This window comes from Phreatobacter cathodiphilus, assembly GCF_003008515.1.
Taxonomy (GTDB): domain Bacteria; phylum Pseudomonadota; class Alphaproteobacteria; order Rhizobiales; family Phreatobacteraceae; genus Phreatobacter; species Phreatobacter cathodiphilus.
The window spans coordinates 2,724,892-2,740,463 of the sequence record NZ_CP027668.1 but is presented as its reverse complement, the minus strand read 5'-3'; the positions used below and the strand labels follow the sequence as shown (position 1 = coordinate 2,740,463).

16 protein-coding genes and 1 pseudogene are annotated in these 15,572 nt (G+C 68.9%); 15 read left to right on the top strand and 2 right to left on the bottom strand.

Features of this window, described 5'->3' with window-relative positions; translation table 11 throughout:
- Positions 1-79: 79 nt before the first annotated feature.
- The 6 genes and pseudogenes from C6569_RS13255 (at position 80) to C6569_RS13235 (ending at position 4,787) form a co-directional block, all read left to right on the top strand.
- Positions 80-730, top strand: coding sequence for an RNA polymerase sigma factor (locus C6569_RS13255; protein WP_106749301.1), 651 nt, complete (start codon positions 80-82; stop codon positions 728-730).
- A gap of 138 nt (positions 731-868) precedes the next feature.
- Positions 869-1,349, top strand: a pseudogene (locus tag C6569_RS22500) (flagellin N-terminal helical domain-containing protein); the annotation flags it as partial.
- A complete protein-coding gene (locus tag C6569_RS22495; RefSeq protein ID WP_425440717.1) occupies positions 1,349-2,044 on the top strand; it encodes a flagellin in 696 nt (231 codons plus the stop codon). The pseudogene C6569_RS22500 and the gene C6569_RS22495, both read left to right, overlap by 1 nt.
- Before the next feature lie 254 nt (positions 2,045-2,298).
- Entirely contained in the window at positions 2,299-3,876 is a 1,578-nt protein-coding gene (fliD, locus tag C6569_RS13245; protein WP_215905749.1) for a flagellar filament capping protein FliD, read from the top strand.
- Complete coding sequence (locus C6569_RS13240) at positions 3,876-4,307, top strand: flagellar export chaperone FliS (RefSeq protein WP_106749298.1); 432 nt, start codon at positions 3,876-3,878, stop codon at positions 4,305-4,307. The genes fliD and C6569_RS13240 overlap by 1 nt, the downstream gene beginning before the upstream one ends.
- Before the next feature lie 147 nt (positions 4,308-4,454).
- Entirely contained in the window at positions 4,455-4,787 is a 333-nt protein-coding gene (locus tag C6569_RS13235) for a hypothetical protein (RefSeq protein WP_181313747.1), read from the top strand.
- A gap of 173 nt (positions 4,788-4,960) precedes the next feature.
- Here the strand turns inward: C6569_RS13235 and C6569_RS22235 are convergent, their stop codons facing one another.
- Positions 4,961-5,122, bottom strand: a complete 162-nt coding sequence (locus C6569_RS22235; protein WP_245898374.1) for a hypothetical protein — start codon at positions 5,120-5,122, stop codon at positions 4,961-4,963.
- On the opposite strand from C6569_RS22235, the gene C6569_RS13230 reads away from it, so the two are divergent.
- Genes C6569_RS13230 through C6569_RS13205 form a run of 6 tightly spaced genes read left to right on the top strand, consistent with a single transcriptional unit; the run spans position 5,046 to position 10,075 of the window.
- Positions 5,046-5,342: a flagellar hook capping FlgD N-terminal domain-containing protein gene (locus C6569_RS13230; protein ID WP_245898337.1), complete on the top strand. Its 297-nt coding sequence runs from the start codon at positions 5,046-5,048 to the stop codon at positions 5,340-5,342. The genes C6569_RS22235 and C6569_RS13230 overlap by 77 nt on opposite strands.
- 9 nt (positions 5,343-5,351) lie before the next feature.
- Complete coding sequence (flgE, locus tag C6569_RS13225) at positions 5,352-6,608, top strand: flagellar hook protein FlgE (RefSeq protein ID WP_106749296.1); 1,257 nt, start codon at positions 5,352-5,354, stop codon at positions 6,606-6,608.
- Complete coding sequence (locus C6569_RS13220) at positions 6,605-6,925, top strand: hypothetical protein (protein ID WP_106749295.1); 321 nt, start codon at positions 6,605-6,607, stop codon at positions 6,923-6,925. The genes flgE and C6569_RS13220 overlap by 4 nt, the downstream gene beginning before the upstream one ends.
- Positions 6,922-7,371: a flagellar protein FlgN gene (locus C6569_RS13215; RefSeq protein ID WP_106749294.1), complete on the top strand. Its 450-nt coding sequence runs from the start codon at positions 6,922-6,924 to the stop codon at positions 7,369-7,371. The genes C6569_RS13220 and C6569_RS13215 overlap by 4 nt, the downstream gene beginning before the upstream one ends.
- Positions 7,372-7,404: 33 nt before the next feature.
- A complete protein-coding gene (gene flgK, locus C6569_RS13210) occupies positions 7,405-9,147 on the top strand; it encodes a flagellar hook-associated protein FlgK (RefSeq protein ID WP_106749293.1) in 1,743 nt (580 codons plus the stop codon).
- A 16-nt stretch (positions 9,148-9,163) separates the two neighbouring features.
- Positions 9,164-10,075, top strand: coding sequence for a flagellin (locus C6569_RS13205; protein WP_106749292.1), 912 nt, complete (start codon positions 9,164-9,166; stop codon positions 10,073-10,075).
- Here the strand turns inward: C6569_RS13205 and C6569_RS13200 are convergent.
- Complete coding sequence (locus tag C6569_RS13200; protein ID WP_181313746.1) at positions 10,063-10,725, bottom strand: TetR/AcrR family transcriptional regulator; 663 nt, start codon at positions 10,723-10,725, stop codon at positions 10,063-10,065. The two genes, C6569_RS13205 and C6569_RS13200, sit on opposite strands and share 13 nt — an antisense overlap.
- Positions 10,726-10,827: 102 nt before the next feature.
- On the opposite strand from C6569_RS13200, the gene C6569_RS13195 reads away from it, so the two are divergent.
- From C6569_RS13195 to C6569_RS13185, 3 genes are read left to right on the top strand one after another with little or no spacing between them, the layout of a single operon-like run.
- Positions 10,828-12,345, top strand: coding sequence for an efflux transporter outer membrane subunit (locus tag C6569_RS13195; RefSeq protein ID WP_106749290.1), 1,518 nt, complete (start codon positions 10,828-10,830; stop codon positions 12,343-12,345).
- Between the two features lie 55 nt (positions 12,346-12,400).
- Positions 12,401-13,615 (top strand): efflux RND transporter periplasmic adaptor subunit, encoded by a 1,215-nt coding sequence (locus C6569_RS13190; protein ID WP_106749289.1) that lies wholly within the window; start codon positions 12,401-12,403, stop codon positions 13,613-13,615.
- Position 13,616: 1 nt separating this feature from the next.
- Positions 13,617-15,563, top strand: a complete 1,947-nt coding sequence (locus C6569_RS13185) for a MacB family efflux pump subunit (protein ID WP_106749288.1) — start codon at positions 13,617-13,619, stop codon at positions 15,561-15,563.
- Positions 15,564-15,572: the final 9 nt, after the last annotated feature.

The window sequence follows — 15,572 nt, the reverse complement described above, 5'->3', positions numbered from 1 at the left end:
TGACACCCACGATCCGGGCGTCGCCGTTGGCCAGGGTGGGAGAATCGTCGTGTCTCTTGGGGCGGCATCTGTGGATCTGATGACCATCGGGGCACCGGTCATGACGGACGGTGACAGCGGAGAGAGAAAGGCCGGCATCCAGGCGATGCCGGCTTTCGTGCGTCCGCCCGATGCCGACGACCTGCTCCTGCGCCGCATCGGCTGCGGCGAGGAGGCGGCGTTCCGCGCCCTGGTGGAGCGTCACATCGACCGCGCCTATGCGCTGGCGCTGCGCATCCTGCAGAACGGCGCCGATGCCGAGGACGTGGTGCAGGAGACCCTGCTGAAGATCTGGAACAGCCGCGGATCGTGGGAGGAGGGCCGGGCCCGCTTCTCCACCTGGCTCTACCGGGTGGTGACCAACCGCTGCCTCGACATCCGGCGCCAGCCGCGGATGGAGGAGATGGAGGCCGCGCCCGAGGTTGCCGACGGCCAGCCCGACGCGCTCACCTCGCTCCACCGCCACGAGGTCAGCGACCTCCTCCAGAAGGCCATGGACCGCCTCCCGGACCAGCAGCGTGTGGCGATCATCCTGTCCTATTTCGACGACCTCGGGAACGCCGAGATCGCCGAGGTGATGGAGACGACGGTCTCCGCGGTGGAGTCCCTGCTCAAGCGCGGCCGCCAGGCGCTGCGCAAGTTGTTGAACAGGGCGGAACGCGATATCCGCCAGTCGTTTACCGACGATTAACCATAAACCTGTGGTCGAGCGTAAATCGTGCGCCTGAATTGGCGCGGGCCATCCGTTGAAGCTTCAGACGCGGACGGCCGCGTTGCAGCGCCTCGATGACGTGAGGCGTCGTGTAAGCCTTGCGAGGAGTACGACCTCATGCCCGTCATTTCGACGAACATCGCCGCCAATTCGGCCGTGCGTTACCTGAACGTGAATTCCGCCGACCAGACCTCGTCGCTGTCGAAGCTCGCCAGCGGCTCGCGCATCTCCCAGGCCTCCGACGACGCCGCCGGCCTCGCCATCTCGACGCGCATCACCTCCGACGTGACAACGCTGACCCAGGCCGCCACCAACGCCTCCCATGGTATCTCGGTGCTGCAGACCGCCGACGGCGGCGCCGCCAACATCTCCGACATCCTGCAGCGCATGAAGGCACTGGCCTCGCAGTCCGCCTCCGGCACCGTCACCGACAACGAGCGCGCCTATATCGACGCGGAGTTCTCGCAGCTGACGGAAGAAATCGACGGCATTTCCGAATCCACCCGCTACAACGGCCAGAGCCTCCTCGACGGTTCCAGCGCCTTCGCCGACGGCGTCACCGTCATGGTCGGCTCGGACGCCTCCGACACGATCACCGTGTCCATCGCCGAACTGACCTCCAAGGCGCTCGGCATCACCGCCGAGACGGACGAGGCGGCGGCCGACCTCGTGGGCGGCTCGACCGGCTTCGACGCCAGCGCTGGCGACGTCTCCTTCAAGATCAACGGCACCACCGTGACTCTGGAAGATGACGGCGGCACGAACGGCGACGGCGTCTATTCCGCCGACGACATCGCCACCGCCATCAACACCGCCCTCGGCAGCAGCAGCACGGTCTCCGCGTCGGTCGACGCCGCCACCGGTGCGCTGACCCTGTCGAACAGCGCGACGGGCTCGACCGCCGAGATCGAACTCACCGACTTCACCGGGCTGACTGCCAGCGACCTCGGCTTCACGACCACCTCCAGCACCGGCCGCGACGCGGGCGACACGCTGTCGGTGGCGACCCAGGACGGTGCCAATGCCGCCCTCGAGGCGCTCGACGAGGCGATCAACCTCGTCTCCAAGGCGCGCGCCGACATCGGCGCGACGGAGTCGCGTTTCTCCTTCCGCTCGGAATCGATCGCCACCAGCATCGAGAACCTCAGCGCCGCCAATTCGGCCCTCGAGGACGTCGACGTCGCCTCGGAATCCGCCAAGCTCGCCTCGGCGAAGGTGAAGACCCAGGCCGCCGTCGCCGCCGCCTCGCAGGCCAGCCAGATGCCTCAGGACCTCCTGAAGCTGTTGCAGTGACCACTGACACTTTTCACTGACGACGAGACCGGGAATCGGGGCGCAGCTCCGGTTCCCACTCCGGCGGAGGCGGCATCATGGCCAGCGTTTCGAGTTCGACGTCCAGCCTCCTCACCTCGGCCTATTCGAGCTCGACCACCGCGACGACGACATCGAGCAGCACCAGCTCGTCCGACAGCACCTCGTCATCGAGCAGCACCAGCAGCACGACCGACACAGACGACATCGACTGGGATGCGCTCATCGAGTCCGCGGTGCAGGCCAAGCTCACCCGCGCCGATACGATCGACGTCAAGATCACCGACAACGAGACGAAGATCGCGGCGTACCAGACGCTGCAGTCGCTGCTGACCGACATCAGCACCGCCGCCCAGGCCCTGCGCGCGCCCTCCGGCGTGCTCGACTCGCAGGACGACGCCTTCCTCAACCGCGCCGCCTATCTGACCGCCAACGGCGATGTCGACGCCTCCGCCTCGGTCTCGGTCTCGGTCGAGAGCGGCACCGAGGAAGGGACCTACGACCTGCAGATCCTGCAGCTCGCCAAGGCCCACAAGGTGGCGGGATCGTCCATGTCCAGCAGCAGCGAGGATCTCGGCCTGTCCGGCACGATGAGCCTCGGCGTCGAGGGCGGCGAGAGCGTCGAGGTCACCATCGACGAGGACATGACGCTGGCGGAGATCGCCGAGGCGATCAACGCGACCAGCGACGAGAGCGGCGTCAGCGCCACTATCCTGAAGGTCTCGTCGGATGCCTACCGGCTGGTCCTGTCCAGCGTCGAGACGGGGCAGACCATCACCGCCACCGACGGGTCCGGCGGGGTCCTCGCCTCGCTCGGGGTCGTCGACGAGGAGGGCGCCTTCACCGACGAGTTGCAGGCGGGGCAGGACGCGATCCTGGTCCTCGACGGCGTCCAGGTCACCCGTTCGTCCAACGACGTCGACGACCTCATCGACGGCATGACCTTCCGCCTCTACCAGACGACGCCGGAGGGCACGTCCATCGCCGTGGAGGTGGGGGCCGACGTCAGCGAGGTGAAGTCGGCGGTGCAGGCGCTGGTCGATGCCTACAACGCCTTCCGCGAGTACGCCGTCACCCAGCAGACGCTCACCAGCAGCGGCACGGCGTCGGAGGATTCGGTGCTGTTCGGCGACGGCACGCTGCGCTCGGCGACGCTTGCCGTCTACGACGCGCTGAACCAGACCATCGACGACACCGCCATGTCGCTGCTCGGCCTGACCTTCGACGAGAACAACTATCTGGAGCTGGACGAGACCGCGCTGGACGAGGCGCTGCTGAGCAATCTCGACGAGGTCGAGGCATTGCTCTCCTTCCAGATGGACGCCTCGTCGAGCAACGTGATGCTGCTCGCCCGCGGCACCTCCGCTCCCGCCGATTTCACGCTCGACATCGCCACAGATGCCGACGGCGCCATCGTCTCCGCCTCCGTCAACGGCGATTCCTCCCTCTTTACTGTCTCGGGAACGCGCATCATCGGCGCCGAGGGGACGGCCTATGAAGGCTTCACCTTCGTCTTCACCGGCGATGACGACCAGTCGATCGACATTTCCTTCAGCACCGGCATCGCCGAGCTGCTCTACAACGCCACCGAAGATCTGGCGGATACGACGGACGGCACGCTGCAGACGCTCATCGACAATCTGGAGAGCACCAACGACAGCCTCCAGTCGAAGAGCGACACGATCCGCTCGGCCGCGGAAACGTACCGGACCAACCTGACCAATCGCTACGCCGAATACCAGGCCGCCATCTCCGAGGCGGAATCCACCCAGGACTACCTGACCGCCCTGCTCGACCAGTGGAACAGTTCGTGATGACCCAGACCATGACCCGCGCCATCAGCGCCTACCGCACGACCTCCGCCAGCGTCCATCCGCTGGTCGCGGTGGTGAGGCTGTTCGACGAGATGCTCGTGCAGATCCGCCGCGGCGTCCAGGCGATCGAGGCGCGCCGGCACGAAGACAGTTTCATCGCCATCGCCAAGGCCGGGCTGGTCCTGCAGGGGCTCAGCCATAACCTGCGTTTCGACATGGGGGGCGACGTCGCCGAGACGCTGCTCTCGACCTACACCAAGAACTGCATCGCGCTGCATACGGCCTATGGCAAGCCGGATGCGGTGGCTCGCTATCGGACCATCGCGGCGGGGCTCGCCGAGCTGCGCGACGCCTGGGCGCAGGCGGCCGGCATGCGCACGCTTGCCGAGGAAGCGCAGATGGTGTCGGCCCCCGGGCCGCGGCGCTCCTGACCTGCAACTTGCCTCTCGCCAAATCAGCTTTGTTTCGCGTAACAATCCGACACGAGTCGTTGCAAGTCGTCACAGGCAGAAACGACCGCACACAAACGGGCGCCGCCGGGCGTCTCGGCGAGCGAAGGTCGGACACGGGCAGATCCCATGCAGCGCTTGGACTTCCAGGATGCCCTCGACCGCTTCGGCGCTGACCTCGGCCGCTGGCCGGCGGTGGAGCGTGCCCTCGGCGAGGCCCTGCTGCGCGAGGATCCCTCCCTTGGCGTGCTCGTCGCCGAGGCGCGCCGGCTGAAGGCCCTCGTCGCCTCCGCCCCGCCGGTCCGTGCGCCGGCCGGGCTCGCCGATCGGATCGTCTCACTCGCGACCGCCTCCGCGCCGCCGCTTCCGCGCGTCGCCTCGCCGCCGACGGCGGCCGGCTCTGCGCGCGAACGCCTGACGCCGGCGCTGCCGCAGCAGGTCCGCCGTCCCGGCGAAGGCTGAGTTCGGCCCCTCTTGACCTCCTGGTCTCCTCACGCCGCCTCACCCGCGGCGGCTGTTCGACGTGCCGGATCCGACGCACCGGGTCATCTTTCGTTAACTTTTGAAATCGCTGGCTTTTCATCCTTCGAGGCGCGGCAGAATCCGCGCCTGAAATCCCTGTCCCGACCGTTTCACTAGCGACGCCACACCACACGTCGTCGCCACGAAACCCCGGCCTCCGAGAAGGAGGACGGGCAACGGTCGAGGTCTGCCATGAGCATCAGTGCCCTCTCTTCCACCAGCACCACGAGTGCCACGAGCACGTCGTCGGCGTCCTCCTCGTCCTCGTCGAGCATGTCGAGCGACGATTTCCTGACGCTCCTGGTCGAGCAGTTGCAGAACCAGAACCCGCTCGACACCACCGACACGAGCGAGTTGATGAACCAGATGATGTCCTATGCCAGCTACGATCAGCAGGCACAGACGAACACGACGCTGAGCGAACTCTCCTCGACGGTGTCCAGCCTATCGTCGACCGTCTCCAGCATCGCCTCCAAGCTCGACATCTCGGCCTGAGGCGACGCCATGAGCCTCTCGGGCGCCCTCAATTCGGCGGTCTCCGCCCTGTCCGCGCAGAGCACCGCGCTGGCGATGATCTCCGACAACATCGCCAATGCCAGCACCTATGGCTACAAGACGGTGTCGGCGAGCTTCGAGAGCCTGCTGACGGGCACCTCGTCCTCGACCTACTCGTCCGGCGGCGTGGCGGTGAGCACCGTCCAGAACATCTCCATGCAGGGCCTGCTGACCTCCAGCACGACCTCCACCAACATGGCGATCGACGGCAGCGGCTTCTTCGTCGTCACCGACGGCACCGACAGCAGCAATACGTCCTACACCCGCAACGGCGCCTTCACGGTGAACGAGAGCGGCTACCTGACCAACGGCGACGCCTACCTCCAGGGCTGGCCGACCGACGCCGAGGGCAGCGTCACGAGCGGGACCACCGCCAGCGCGCTGGAATCGATCAACACGACTGCGGTCTCCAGCATCGCCGCGGCGACGACCGAGCTCAGCATGCAGGCCAACCTGCCGGCGGAGGCGGCAACCAACGCCACCTTCACCAGCGAGGTCGAAATCTACGATTCGCTCGGCACGTCCGCCAAGACCACGGTGACCTGGGAAAAGACCGGCGAGAACACCTGGACCGCCAGCTTCTCAAACCCCACCAGCACCGATGGAACGAGCACGCTGGGCACGGTGACGAGCGATCCCATCACCATCAGCTTCAACGAGGACGGCACGCTCGCCAGCATCTCGCCGAGCCCGCCGACGCTGACCATCGCCAACTGGACGACGGGCGCCGCCGACAGTTCGGTGAGCCTGGACATGGGCACTGCCGGCACCGTCACGGGTCTCTCGCAGCTCTCCTCCAGCGCCGAGACGCTCAGCGTCAGTCTGGAAACCGAGCAGGACGGCGTCAGCTTCGGCAGCCTCACGGGCATCTCCATCAGCGACGGCACCGTCTATGCGAGCTACGACAACGGCACGTCGCGGGCGATCTACAAGGTGGCGGTGGCGACCTTCAACAATCCCGACGGCCTCACTGCCGAGGGCAGCGGTGTCTATTCGGCCAGCACGGAGTCGGGCGGGGCCACGCTGAATGTCGCCGGCACGAACGGCGCCGGCACGGTGGTCGGGAGCAAACTGGAGGCCAGCACGGCCGATACCAGTACCGAGTTCTCCAACATGATGTCGGCGCAGCAGGCCTATTCGGCGGCGGCGCAGGTCATGTCGGCCGCGAACAAGATGTACGACACGTTGATCACGGCCGTCCGATGAGCCGTGTTCCGCAAGGCCGCGCCCCGGCGGACCCGCTGCTCGACAGGCTGGAGCGGGCAAGGCGCCACGCCGGCGCGCGTTTCGCGCCGGGCCGCGCGCCGTCGCCGGGCGACCGGGCGGCGCGGCTGGAGCTGGCCGCCCTCATCACCGACATCGACGCCCTCGTGCGCGACCTCAAGGTGGCGCGGGGCGTGGTGAGGGCGCAGCTCGACGCCCTCATCGCCAAGACACGCGCCGGTGACGCCTATCGCCGGACCGCCGCGCTGCGCTCCGCTGCCGGCGGGCGCGGTCCGGCCACCCAAGGACTGTTCCGATGACCTCCCTGACCCCTGACCAGATCGACGCCATGGTGATCCGCATCGTCACTCTCATCGACGCCATGACGGAGGTGATCCGCGAGGAGAACGCCCTGCTCGCCGAGGGCGTGCCCGCCTCCCGGACCGAGGCGGTGGGCCGCAAGGCCTCGCTCGCGGCCGAACTCGAGCAGTGGACCCTCGCCGTGCGCGAGCGGAAGCTGCGGCTCGAACAGGCCGACCCGGAGCTGCGTGGCTGGATGAAGCGGCGCGGCGCCGATCTGCAGGCCGAGATGAACGAGAACGTCACCCGGCTGGAGGCGGCGATCCAGGCGAGCCGCCGGCGCATCGAGGCGGTGATGCGGGCCATGCGCGAGCAGGTCACCGATCGCGGCGGCTATCAGGCCAACGGCCGCATGACCGCCCATGTCAGACCCGCGACGGCAGGCATGCAGGGCCGGCTCGTCTGAGCCGGCTCGCCCGGGCGGGCGGGGGAGGAAGCCATGTCCTTTTCGTCGATCCGGAGCATCGCGACCTCGTCGCTCTCCGCCGCTCAGTACCAGATGAGCGTCGCTTCCTCGAACGTCGCCAACGCCGACACGGAGGGCTACACCCGCAAGACCGCCACCCAGGCGGCTGTGGTCACCAGCGGCGTCGGCACCGGCGTCACGATCACCGCCGTGACGAGCAGTGTCGACAAATACCTGGTCAAGGACCTCGTCGGCGCGGCCAGCGAACTCGGCGCCGCCGAGGCGACCGCTTCCTTCACCGAGAGCCTGCAGGCGCTCTACGGTTCCACCTCCGGCAGCGAAGACGGCGGTACCTCGCTCGCCAACAGCCTGGTGAGCCTCGAATCGGCCATCGCCTCTCTCGCCGCCACCCCCGAGAGCGACACGCTCAAGGCCCAAGCGGTGGGCGCCCTCGACGCGGTGGCGTCGCAACTGCGCGAGACCTCGGCGGGCATCCAGGGTCTGCGGGCCGACGCAGACGGCCAGATCGAGGACTCGGTCACCAGCGTCAACGATGCGCTGAACACGATCGCCAGCCTCAACGACCAAATCGCCGCCGCCTCGGCGCGGGGGGAATCGACCGCCGACCTCGAGGATCTGCGCAACACGGCCCTGCAGACCATCGCCGGCGAGATGGACGTTTCCTATTACGTCAATTCCGACAACCAGATGCGGATCTACACGACCGGCGGCACAACGCTGCTGGACAGCAAGGTCCACGAACTCTCCTACGCCGCCGCCGGTACCGTCACGGCCGACACCGTGTTCGGCGCCATCACGGTGGACGGCAAGGACGTCACGTCGCAGATCACGTCCGGCGAGATCGGCGCCCTCCTGACGCTGCGCGACGAGACCCTGCCGGCCAGCCAGGACGAACTCGACGCGCTCGCGAGCGGGCTGATCGAACAGCTCAACGCCGCCTACAATGCCGGCAGCGCCGTGCCCGCGCCGGAGACCCTGACGGGGTCGACCTCCTTCACCGCCTCGGACTCCTTCTCCGCCACCGGTACGCTGCGCGTCGCGCTGACGGACGAGGAGGGTGCGCTTTCCTCCTACACCGACCTCGACCTCTCGGCCTATGGCAGCATCGACGAGGTCGTCTCCGCCCTCGACGCCGTCGACGGCCTGTCCGCCTCCCTCGACGCGGCGGGGCATCTGGTCCTGTCCTCGGACACGGCCGGGCTCGGCGTGAGTCTCGCCGATATCGACGTGTCGGTGGGCAGCGACGGCCAGGGTTTCTCCGCCACCTTCGGCATGAACGACCTCCTGACCGGCACGGGGGCGAGCAACGTCGCCGTGTGCAGCGACATTCTCGCCCAGCCGGGCACGCTGGCGACCGGCGGCCTGAGCACCGCCGCGACGCTGACGGCCGGCGACACCGTCGTCAGCAGTGGCGAGAGCGCCGTAGCGCAGGCGTTGAGCGAGGCGCTGACCGGCGAGACGAGCTTCGCCGCCGCCGGGCGGCTGGCCGCCGGCAGCAAGACCTTCGCCGATTATGCCTCCGCGGTCGTCGCCGATGCGGCCAGCCTCGCCACGTCGGCCTCCTCCGACCTCACGAACAAGGAGACGGTGCAACAGACGCTCTCCGACCTCTTCGCCTCGCAGACCGGCGTGAACCTCGACGAGGAGACGGCGCGGCTCAGCGAACTCGAGCAGCAATATTCCACCGCCGCCCAGCTCCTGCAGGTCCTGAACGCCATGTTCGACGCCCTGCTCGAGGCGGCGCAGTCGGCCTGACGGGGAGGGCGGCGCCATGGCCATGCGGGTCGCGACCTTCGCCATGAACGAGCGGATGCTCTCCGCCTCGCTCCGGACGCAGGCGAAGATGTCGGAAATGCAGATCCAGGAGGCGACCGGCCAGGTGTCGACGGACTATGGCGGTCTTGGAAACTCGGCCGCGCGGGTGCTCGATCTCGAGGTGTCGCTCGCCCGGTCCAAGACCTATGCCTCCGCCGCCGAGGAGGCCAACGGTCGCGTCCAGGTCATGTACGACCAGATGTCGACCATGACCGACCTCTTGACCGAGCTGCGTGGGCGCGTCACCGCCGCCATCGGCACCAACAGCACCGACACGTCCGACGAGAGCCTCGCGACCGCCGCCACGAGCGCGCTGGAGGATCTCGCGGGCCTTTTAAACGTGCGCTACGAGGGCCGCTATCTCTTCGCCGGCAGCGCGACCACCACGTTGCCCGTCGACCTCGAGAGCTACGATCCCGCGGATCTCACCACCGAGGACACCAGCTACTACCAGGGCAACGGCACCATCACCTCCGTCCAGGTGTCGTCGGAGCGGTCGATCGCCTATGGGGTGACGGCCGGCAATCCGGCTTTCGAGGAGATGATGCGGGCGGTGAGCGCGCTGTCGAAGGTCGACGGCAACACGACTGATGCGGAGATGGAGGAGATCTCGACGCTGCTCGTCTCGGCTCTCGACAAGGTGACGGCGGTCCAGTCGGGGCTGTCGCTCTCTTCGGCGGCGCTCGAGCGCGCCTCCGCGGCCGAACAGGAATACCAGTCCTACGTCTCGTCGTCGCTGACCGGCCTGACGGGCGTGGACGTGGCGGCCGTCACCGTCCAGCTCACCGCTTACGAGACGCAGCTCCAGGCCTCCTATGCGGCCGTGGCCAAGGTGCAGGGCCTGTCGCTGCTCGACTACCTGCGCTGAGACGCGCCCGCCGGCGGCAGGTAGCCGGCTCCCCGCACGAAGATGGCGATGGCGGCCTCGATCCGCGCGGCGCGGTCGGATCCCTCGCTGTGGGGGGCGCGATGCATCATGGCGCCGAACATCATGTCGAGGAGGACCCCGGCGGCGAGGCGCGGGTCGGGGACATCGAGAATGCCACGCGCCGCCTGCGTGGCGATCCAGGCGGCGAGGTCGGCATGGGCGACGCGCGGCCCGTGGGCGACGAGGATGTCGCGCAGTTCGGGAAAGGCCCCCGACTCCGCCATGATCAGCCGGATCAGCCCGTCGCGCTGCAGCGCCTCGGCCTCCGGGGTGTCGACGCGGAAGATCCGGCGGATAGCGACGTCGGGCGGGTCGTCGCCCTCATGCGGCAGGGCGAGCAGCGAGCGCCGGTGCTCCTCGACGAGGGCGGCCACGAGCTGCGCCTTGCTGGCGAAGATCTCGTAGAGCGTCTTCTTCGACAGGCGGGCGCGCCGCGCCACGCCGTCCATGGTGGTCGCTCCGTAGCCGGCCTCGTCGAGCAGGGCCCGCGCTGCACCCAGGGCCCGCCGGCGCTGGTCGTCGGGCGCGAGACGGCGAGGGCGGCCGCGCCGCGGCGCCGCGATAGGCTGTGGAGGATCGGCGAGACTCACGTCCTGACCCTTTCGTGATGAGGCCCATGCCCCTAGCGTCATTGACCATAGGCGATCGTTGCGATTAAATAAACTCACCAGTTTCTAATTGTTTCCGAGGCCATGGCTCCGCTCCGTTCCGCCTTGCATGCCATTCGGGGCGAGAGCCCCTCCGGCGCGTTCGCGCTCCCCATCCGCCGTCTGGTGCTGAGCCTGGCGGTCGCGGCGGGCCTCGGCGGCTGCGTCGTCGGACCGGACTACCAGATGCCGGGCACGGCGCTCTCGGCCCATCACGCCAATGCGCGGCGTGCCGCGCCGTTGCGGCCGGGCGAACTCACGGACTGGTGGAAGCGCTTCGGTGACCCGACCCTCGACGCGCTGGTGGCGGAAGCGCTCTCGGCCAATCTCGACGTCGCCGCCGCCAAGGCACGTATCCGCGAGGCACGCGCGACGCGCCGCCAGACGCTGGCCGGATTCTTCCCCCAGGTCGACGGCGGGGTCTCTTCCACCCATTCCCGCACGAGCGCCTCCTCCTCGGGAGCGAACGTCTCCTCGAACCTCTATCAGGCAGGCTTCGACGCGAGCTGGGAGCTCGACCTCTTCGGCCAGACGCGGCGCGGGGTGGAGGCCGCCGACCGCGGCATCGAGGCGGCCGAGGAGAGCCTGCGGTCGACGCTCCTCACCCTCGCCGGCGACGTGGCCCAGAATTACGTCGAGGCCAAGGGCTATCTCGCCCGCATCGGCCTGGCGCAACGCACGGCGGCGACCCAGCGGCAGACGGCGGCCCTGACGCGCGCGAAATTCGAGGCCGGCGCCTCCTCCGCGGTCGACGTCGCCAAGGCGGCGGCGCTGGCCAGCAGCACCACCGCCAACATCCCGACGCTGGAGACGGCCTTCGCCGCCTCCGCCCACCGCATCGCCGTGCTCATGGGCCGCGAGCCCGCCGCCGTCGTCGCGCGGCTGAGGCGCGGCGCCGCCATCCCCTCGCCGCGACGCAACCTGCCGCCGGGCGTTCCGGCGGACGTTCTGCTGATGCGGCCCGACGTGCGCCTCGCCGAACGCCAGCTCGCCCAGTCCACCGCCCGGATCGGCCAGGCGGAGGCGGCGCTCTATCCCAGCGTTTCGCTCACGGGGTCGCTGCGCACCAGCGGCATCCGCATCGGCGACCTCGGCAACGGCTCCTCGCTCGCCTGGTCCTACGGGCCCTCGGTCTCCATCCCCGTCTTCAATGCCGGCCGTCTCAGGGCCGCCGTGGAGGTGCAGGAAGCACAGCGCGACCAGTATCACGCCGCCTTCCACCAGGCGGTTCTGAATGCGCTGGAGGATGTGGAGAACGCCCTCGTCGGCCTCGCCCAGCAGCGGATCCGCTACGGCAGCCTGGCCGTCGCCGTGCGCAACTATCGCGAGGCGGGGCGGCTCGCCCGCGTCCTCTACGGGCAGGGCGCGTCGAGCTTCCTCGAGGTGCTCGATGCCGAAAGGTCGCTCTACGACTCCGAGGATGCGCTGCTGCAGAGCCAGGTGTTGATCGCGACGCGATTCATTTCCCTCGGCAAGGCCCTCGGGGGCGGGCCGGGCGGCGCCATCGACGCCTCACGGCCGCTCGTCGTCGACCGCGAGACCGGTCCGCGGCTGGCGCGCTAGTCGCAGACCCACCATTCCCCCCGTCCGGGAGCCCGGCCGCAGCCGGTGAACTGCTTTGAACCGCAAGCTCGTCCTCGTTCTCGTCCTTCTCGCCCTCGCTGGCGCGGCCTATGCGTTGCGCGACCGCCTCAACCCGCCATCGCCGGCCGCCACGCTGGTCACGGCGGCCGCCGCCACCGGAGACGTGGAGCTCACGGTGCTCGCCAGCGGCACGCTGAAGCCGGCGCGGCTCGTCGCCGTCGGTGCCCAGGTCTCCGGCCGCGTCGTTTCCATTCCCGTGCAGATCGGCCAGAGCGTGAAGAAGGGCGACCTGATCGCCGAGATCGATTCCCTCACCCAGCAGAACACGCTGAGCAGCGCGGAGGCGGCCCTCGCCAACACCCGCGCGCAGCGCGACGAGAAGGCGGTGATCCTCGCCTATGCGGAGCTGAAGCTGGAGCGCCAGCGCGCCATGCTGGCCCAGACGGTCGGCTCGCGGGCCGACTTCGAGACGGCCGAACAGACGGTGAAGCAGACCCGCACGCAGATCGCGCAGCTCGACGCCCAGATCGCCCAGGCGCAGGTCACGGTGGCCACCGCCCGGGTCAATCTCGGCTATACCCGCATCACCGCGCCGATCGACGGCACCGTGCTCTCGGTCACGGCCCAGGAGGGCCAGACGCTGAACGCCGCACAGACCACGCCGACGGTCGCCGTCCTCGGACAGGTCGACGTGATGACCGTCAAGGCGGAGATCTCCGAGGCGGACGTCGTGCGCGTCCGGGTCGGCCAGCCGCTCTACTTCACCATCCTCGGCGATCCCGACCGGCGCTTCGCGGCCAAGGTGGAGTCGATCGATCCGGCGCCGGAATCGATCAAGAACGACAGCAGCTTCGCCTCCACCAGCACGTCCTCGTCCACCAGCACGACGAGTTCCACCTCCTCCTCGGCCATCTATTACTACTGCCAGTTCAGCGTGCCCAATCCCGACGGGATCCTGCGCACCTACATGACCGCCCAGGTGGTGGTGCTGCTCGGCGAGGCGCGCGGCGTCGTGACCGTCCCCTCCGCGGCGGTGACCCCGGCCGCAGGTGACAAGCCGGCGAGCGTCAGGGTGGTGGACGCGGCCGGCCAGGTGGTGGTGCGGCCGGTGACCGTCGGCCTCGACAACAAGGTGAAGGCGGAGATCGTCTCGGGCCTCGCCGTCGGCGAGCGCGTCGTCACCGGCCAGCGGCTCGCGGCGACGGCGGCGCGGCAGGGCGGCGGGCCGCCGTCGCCGATGGGGTTCTGAGATGGACGAACCCCTGATCCGGCTGCGCAAGATCAGCCGCGACTTCCAGAGCGGCGAGCAGACGATCACCGTGCTGAAGGATGTCGATCTCGACATCCACCGCGGCGAGATGGTGGCCATCATCGGCGCGTCGGGTTCCGGCAAGTCGACGCTGATGAACATCCTCGGCTGCCTGGACCGGCCGACCCGCGGCAGCTACCAGATCGGCGGCCAGGAGACCGGCGCGCTGTCGCCGGACGACCTCGCCGACCTGCGACGCAACCATTTCGGCTTCATCTTCCAGCGCTACAATCTCCTCGACGAGCTCACCGCCCTCGGCAATGTCGAGATTCCCGCCGTCTATGCCGGGGTGGCGCGCAGCGAGCGGCACGCCCGCGCGGCGGCCCTGCTCGGGCGGCTCGGCCTCGCCGACCGCAGCGAGCACCGGCCGAGCCAGCTCTCGGGTGGCCAGCAGCAGCGCGTCTCCATCGCCCGCTCGCTGATGAACGGCGCGCAGGTGATCCTCGCCGACGAGCCGACGGGTGCGCTCGACAAGGCGTCCAGCGCGGAGGTGCTGCGCATCCTCGACGAGCTGAACGCCGAGGGCCACACCGTCATCATCGTCACCCACGACCCCAACGTGGCGGCGCGGGCCCGCCGCGTCATCGAGATCAGCGACGGCGAGATCCTTTCCGACACGACCACGGGCGAGGCGGCGGGGGCCGTCGCGCCCCCGGCCGCGGCCCCGCGCCGCGGGAGCGCGCTGGCGGCCCGCATCGACGGGCTGCGCGAGGCCTTCGTCATGGCGCTGGTATCGATGAACGCGCACCGGCTGCGCAGCGTTCTGACCATGCTCGGCATCATCATCGGCATCGCCTCGGTGGTCTGCATGGTGGCGCTGGGGCAGGGCTCGCGGCAGCGGGTCCTTGCCAACATCTCCGGGCTCGGCACCAACACGCTCGAGATCTTCCCCGGCACCAGCTTCGGCGACGTGCGCTCGGGCAAGATCAAGACGCTGGTGGTGGGCGATGCCCGCGCGCTCGAGGGCGAGGCCTATGCCGCCGCGGTGACGCCCACCGTCTCCACCTCGTCGACGGTGCGCTACCGTTCCATCGAGGCGAGCGTCATGGTCAACGGCGTCGGCGACCGCTACTTCGCCGTCAAGGGCACGAAGCTGAAGGAAGGGCGCTTCTTCGATGCCGACAGCGTGCGCCGCCTGACCCAGGACGTGGTGATCGACGAGAACACCGCCGAGCGGCTGTTTCCCGGCGGCAGCGGCGCCATCGGCCAGGTCATCCTCGTCGGCAGCGTGCCCTGCCGCGTCGTCGGTGTGGCGGCGCGCCAGCAGAGCGGCTTCGGCTCCAGCCAGAACCTGTCGGTCTTCCTGCCCTACACCACCGTCCAGTCGCGCTTCCTCGGCGACAGTTCGCTGCGCAGCATCACGGTCAGGGTGAGCGACGAGGTGGCGAGCGAGGTGGCGCTGGCGGCGGTGACCAAGCTGCTGCTGCAGCGCCACGGCCGGCAGGACTTCTTCATCCTCAACACCGACGACATCCGCCAGACGCTGACCCAGACCACCGAGACGCTGACCCTGCTGATCGCCTCCATCGCGGTGATCTCGCTGGTGGTCGGCGGCATCGGGGTCATGAACATCATGCTGGTCTCGGTGGTGGAGCGCACCAACGAGATCGGCGTGCGTCTGGCGGTGGGCGGGCGGCGGCGCGACATTCTCCAGCAGTTCCTCATCGAGGCGGTGCTGATCAGCCTGTTCGGCGGGGTGATCGGCGTGGTGACCGCGCTGTCCATCGGCGTCGCCTTCAACGCGCTGAGCCCGTCGTTCTCCCTGATCTATTCACCGGTCTCCATCGTGCTGGCCTTCGTCTTCTCCATGCTGATCGGCCTCGTCTTCGGCTTCCTGCCGGCGCGCAACGCGGCCAGGCTCGATCCGGTGGCGGCGCTGGCGCATTAGGGACATGGA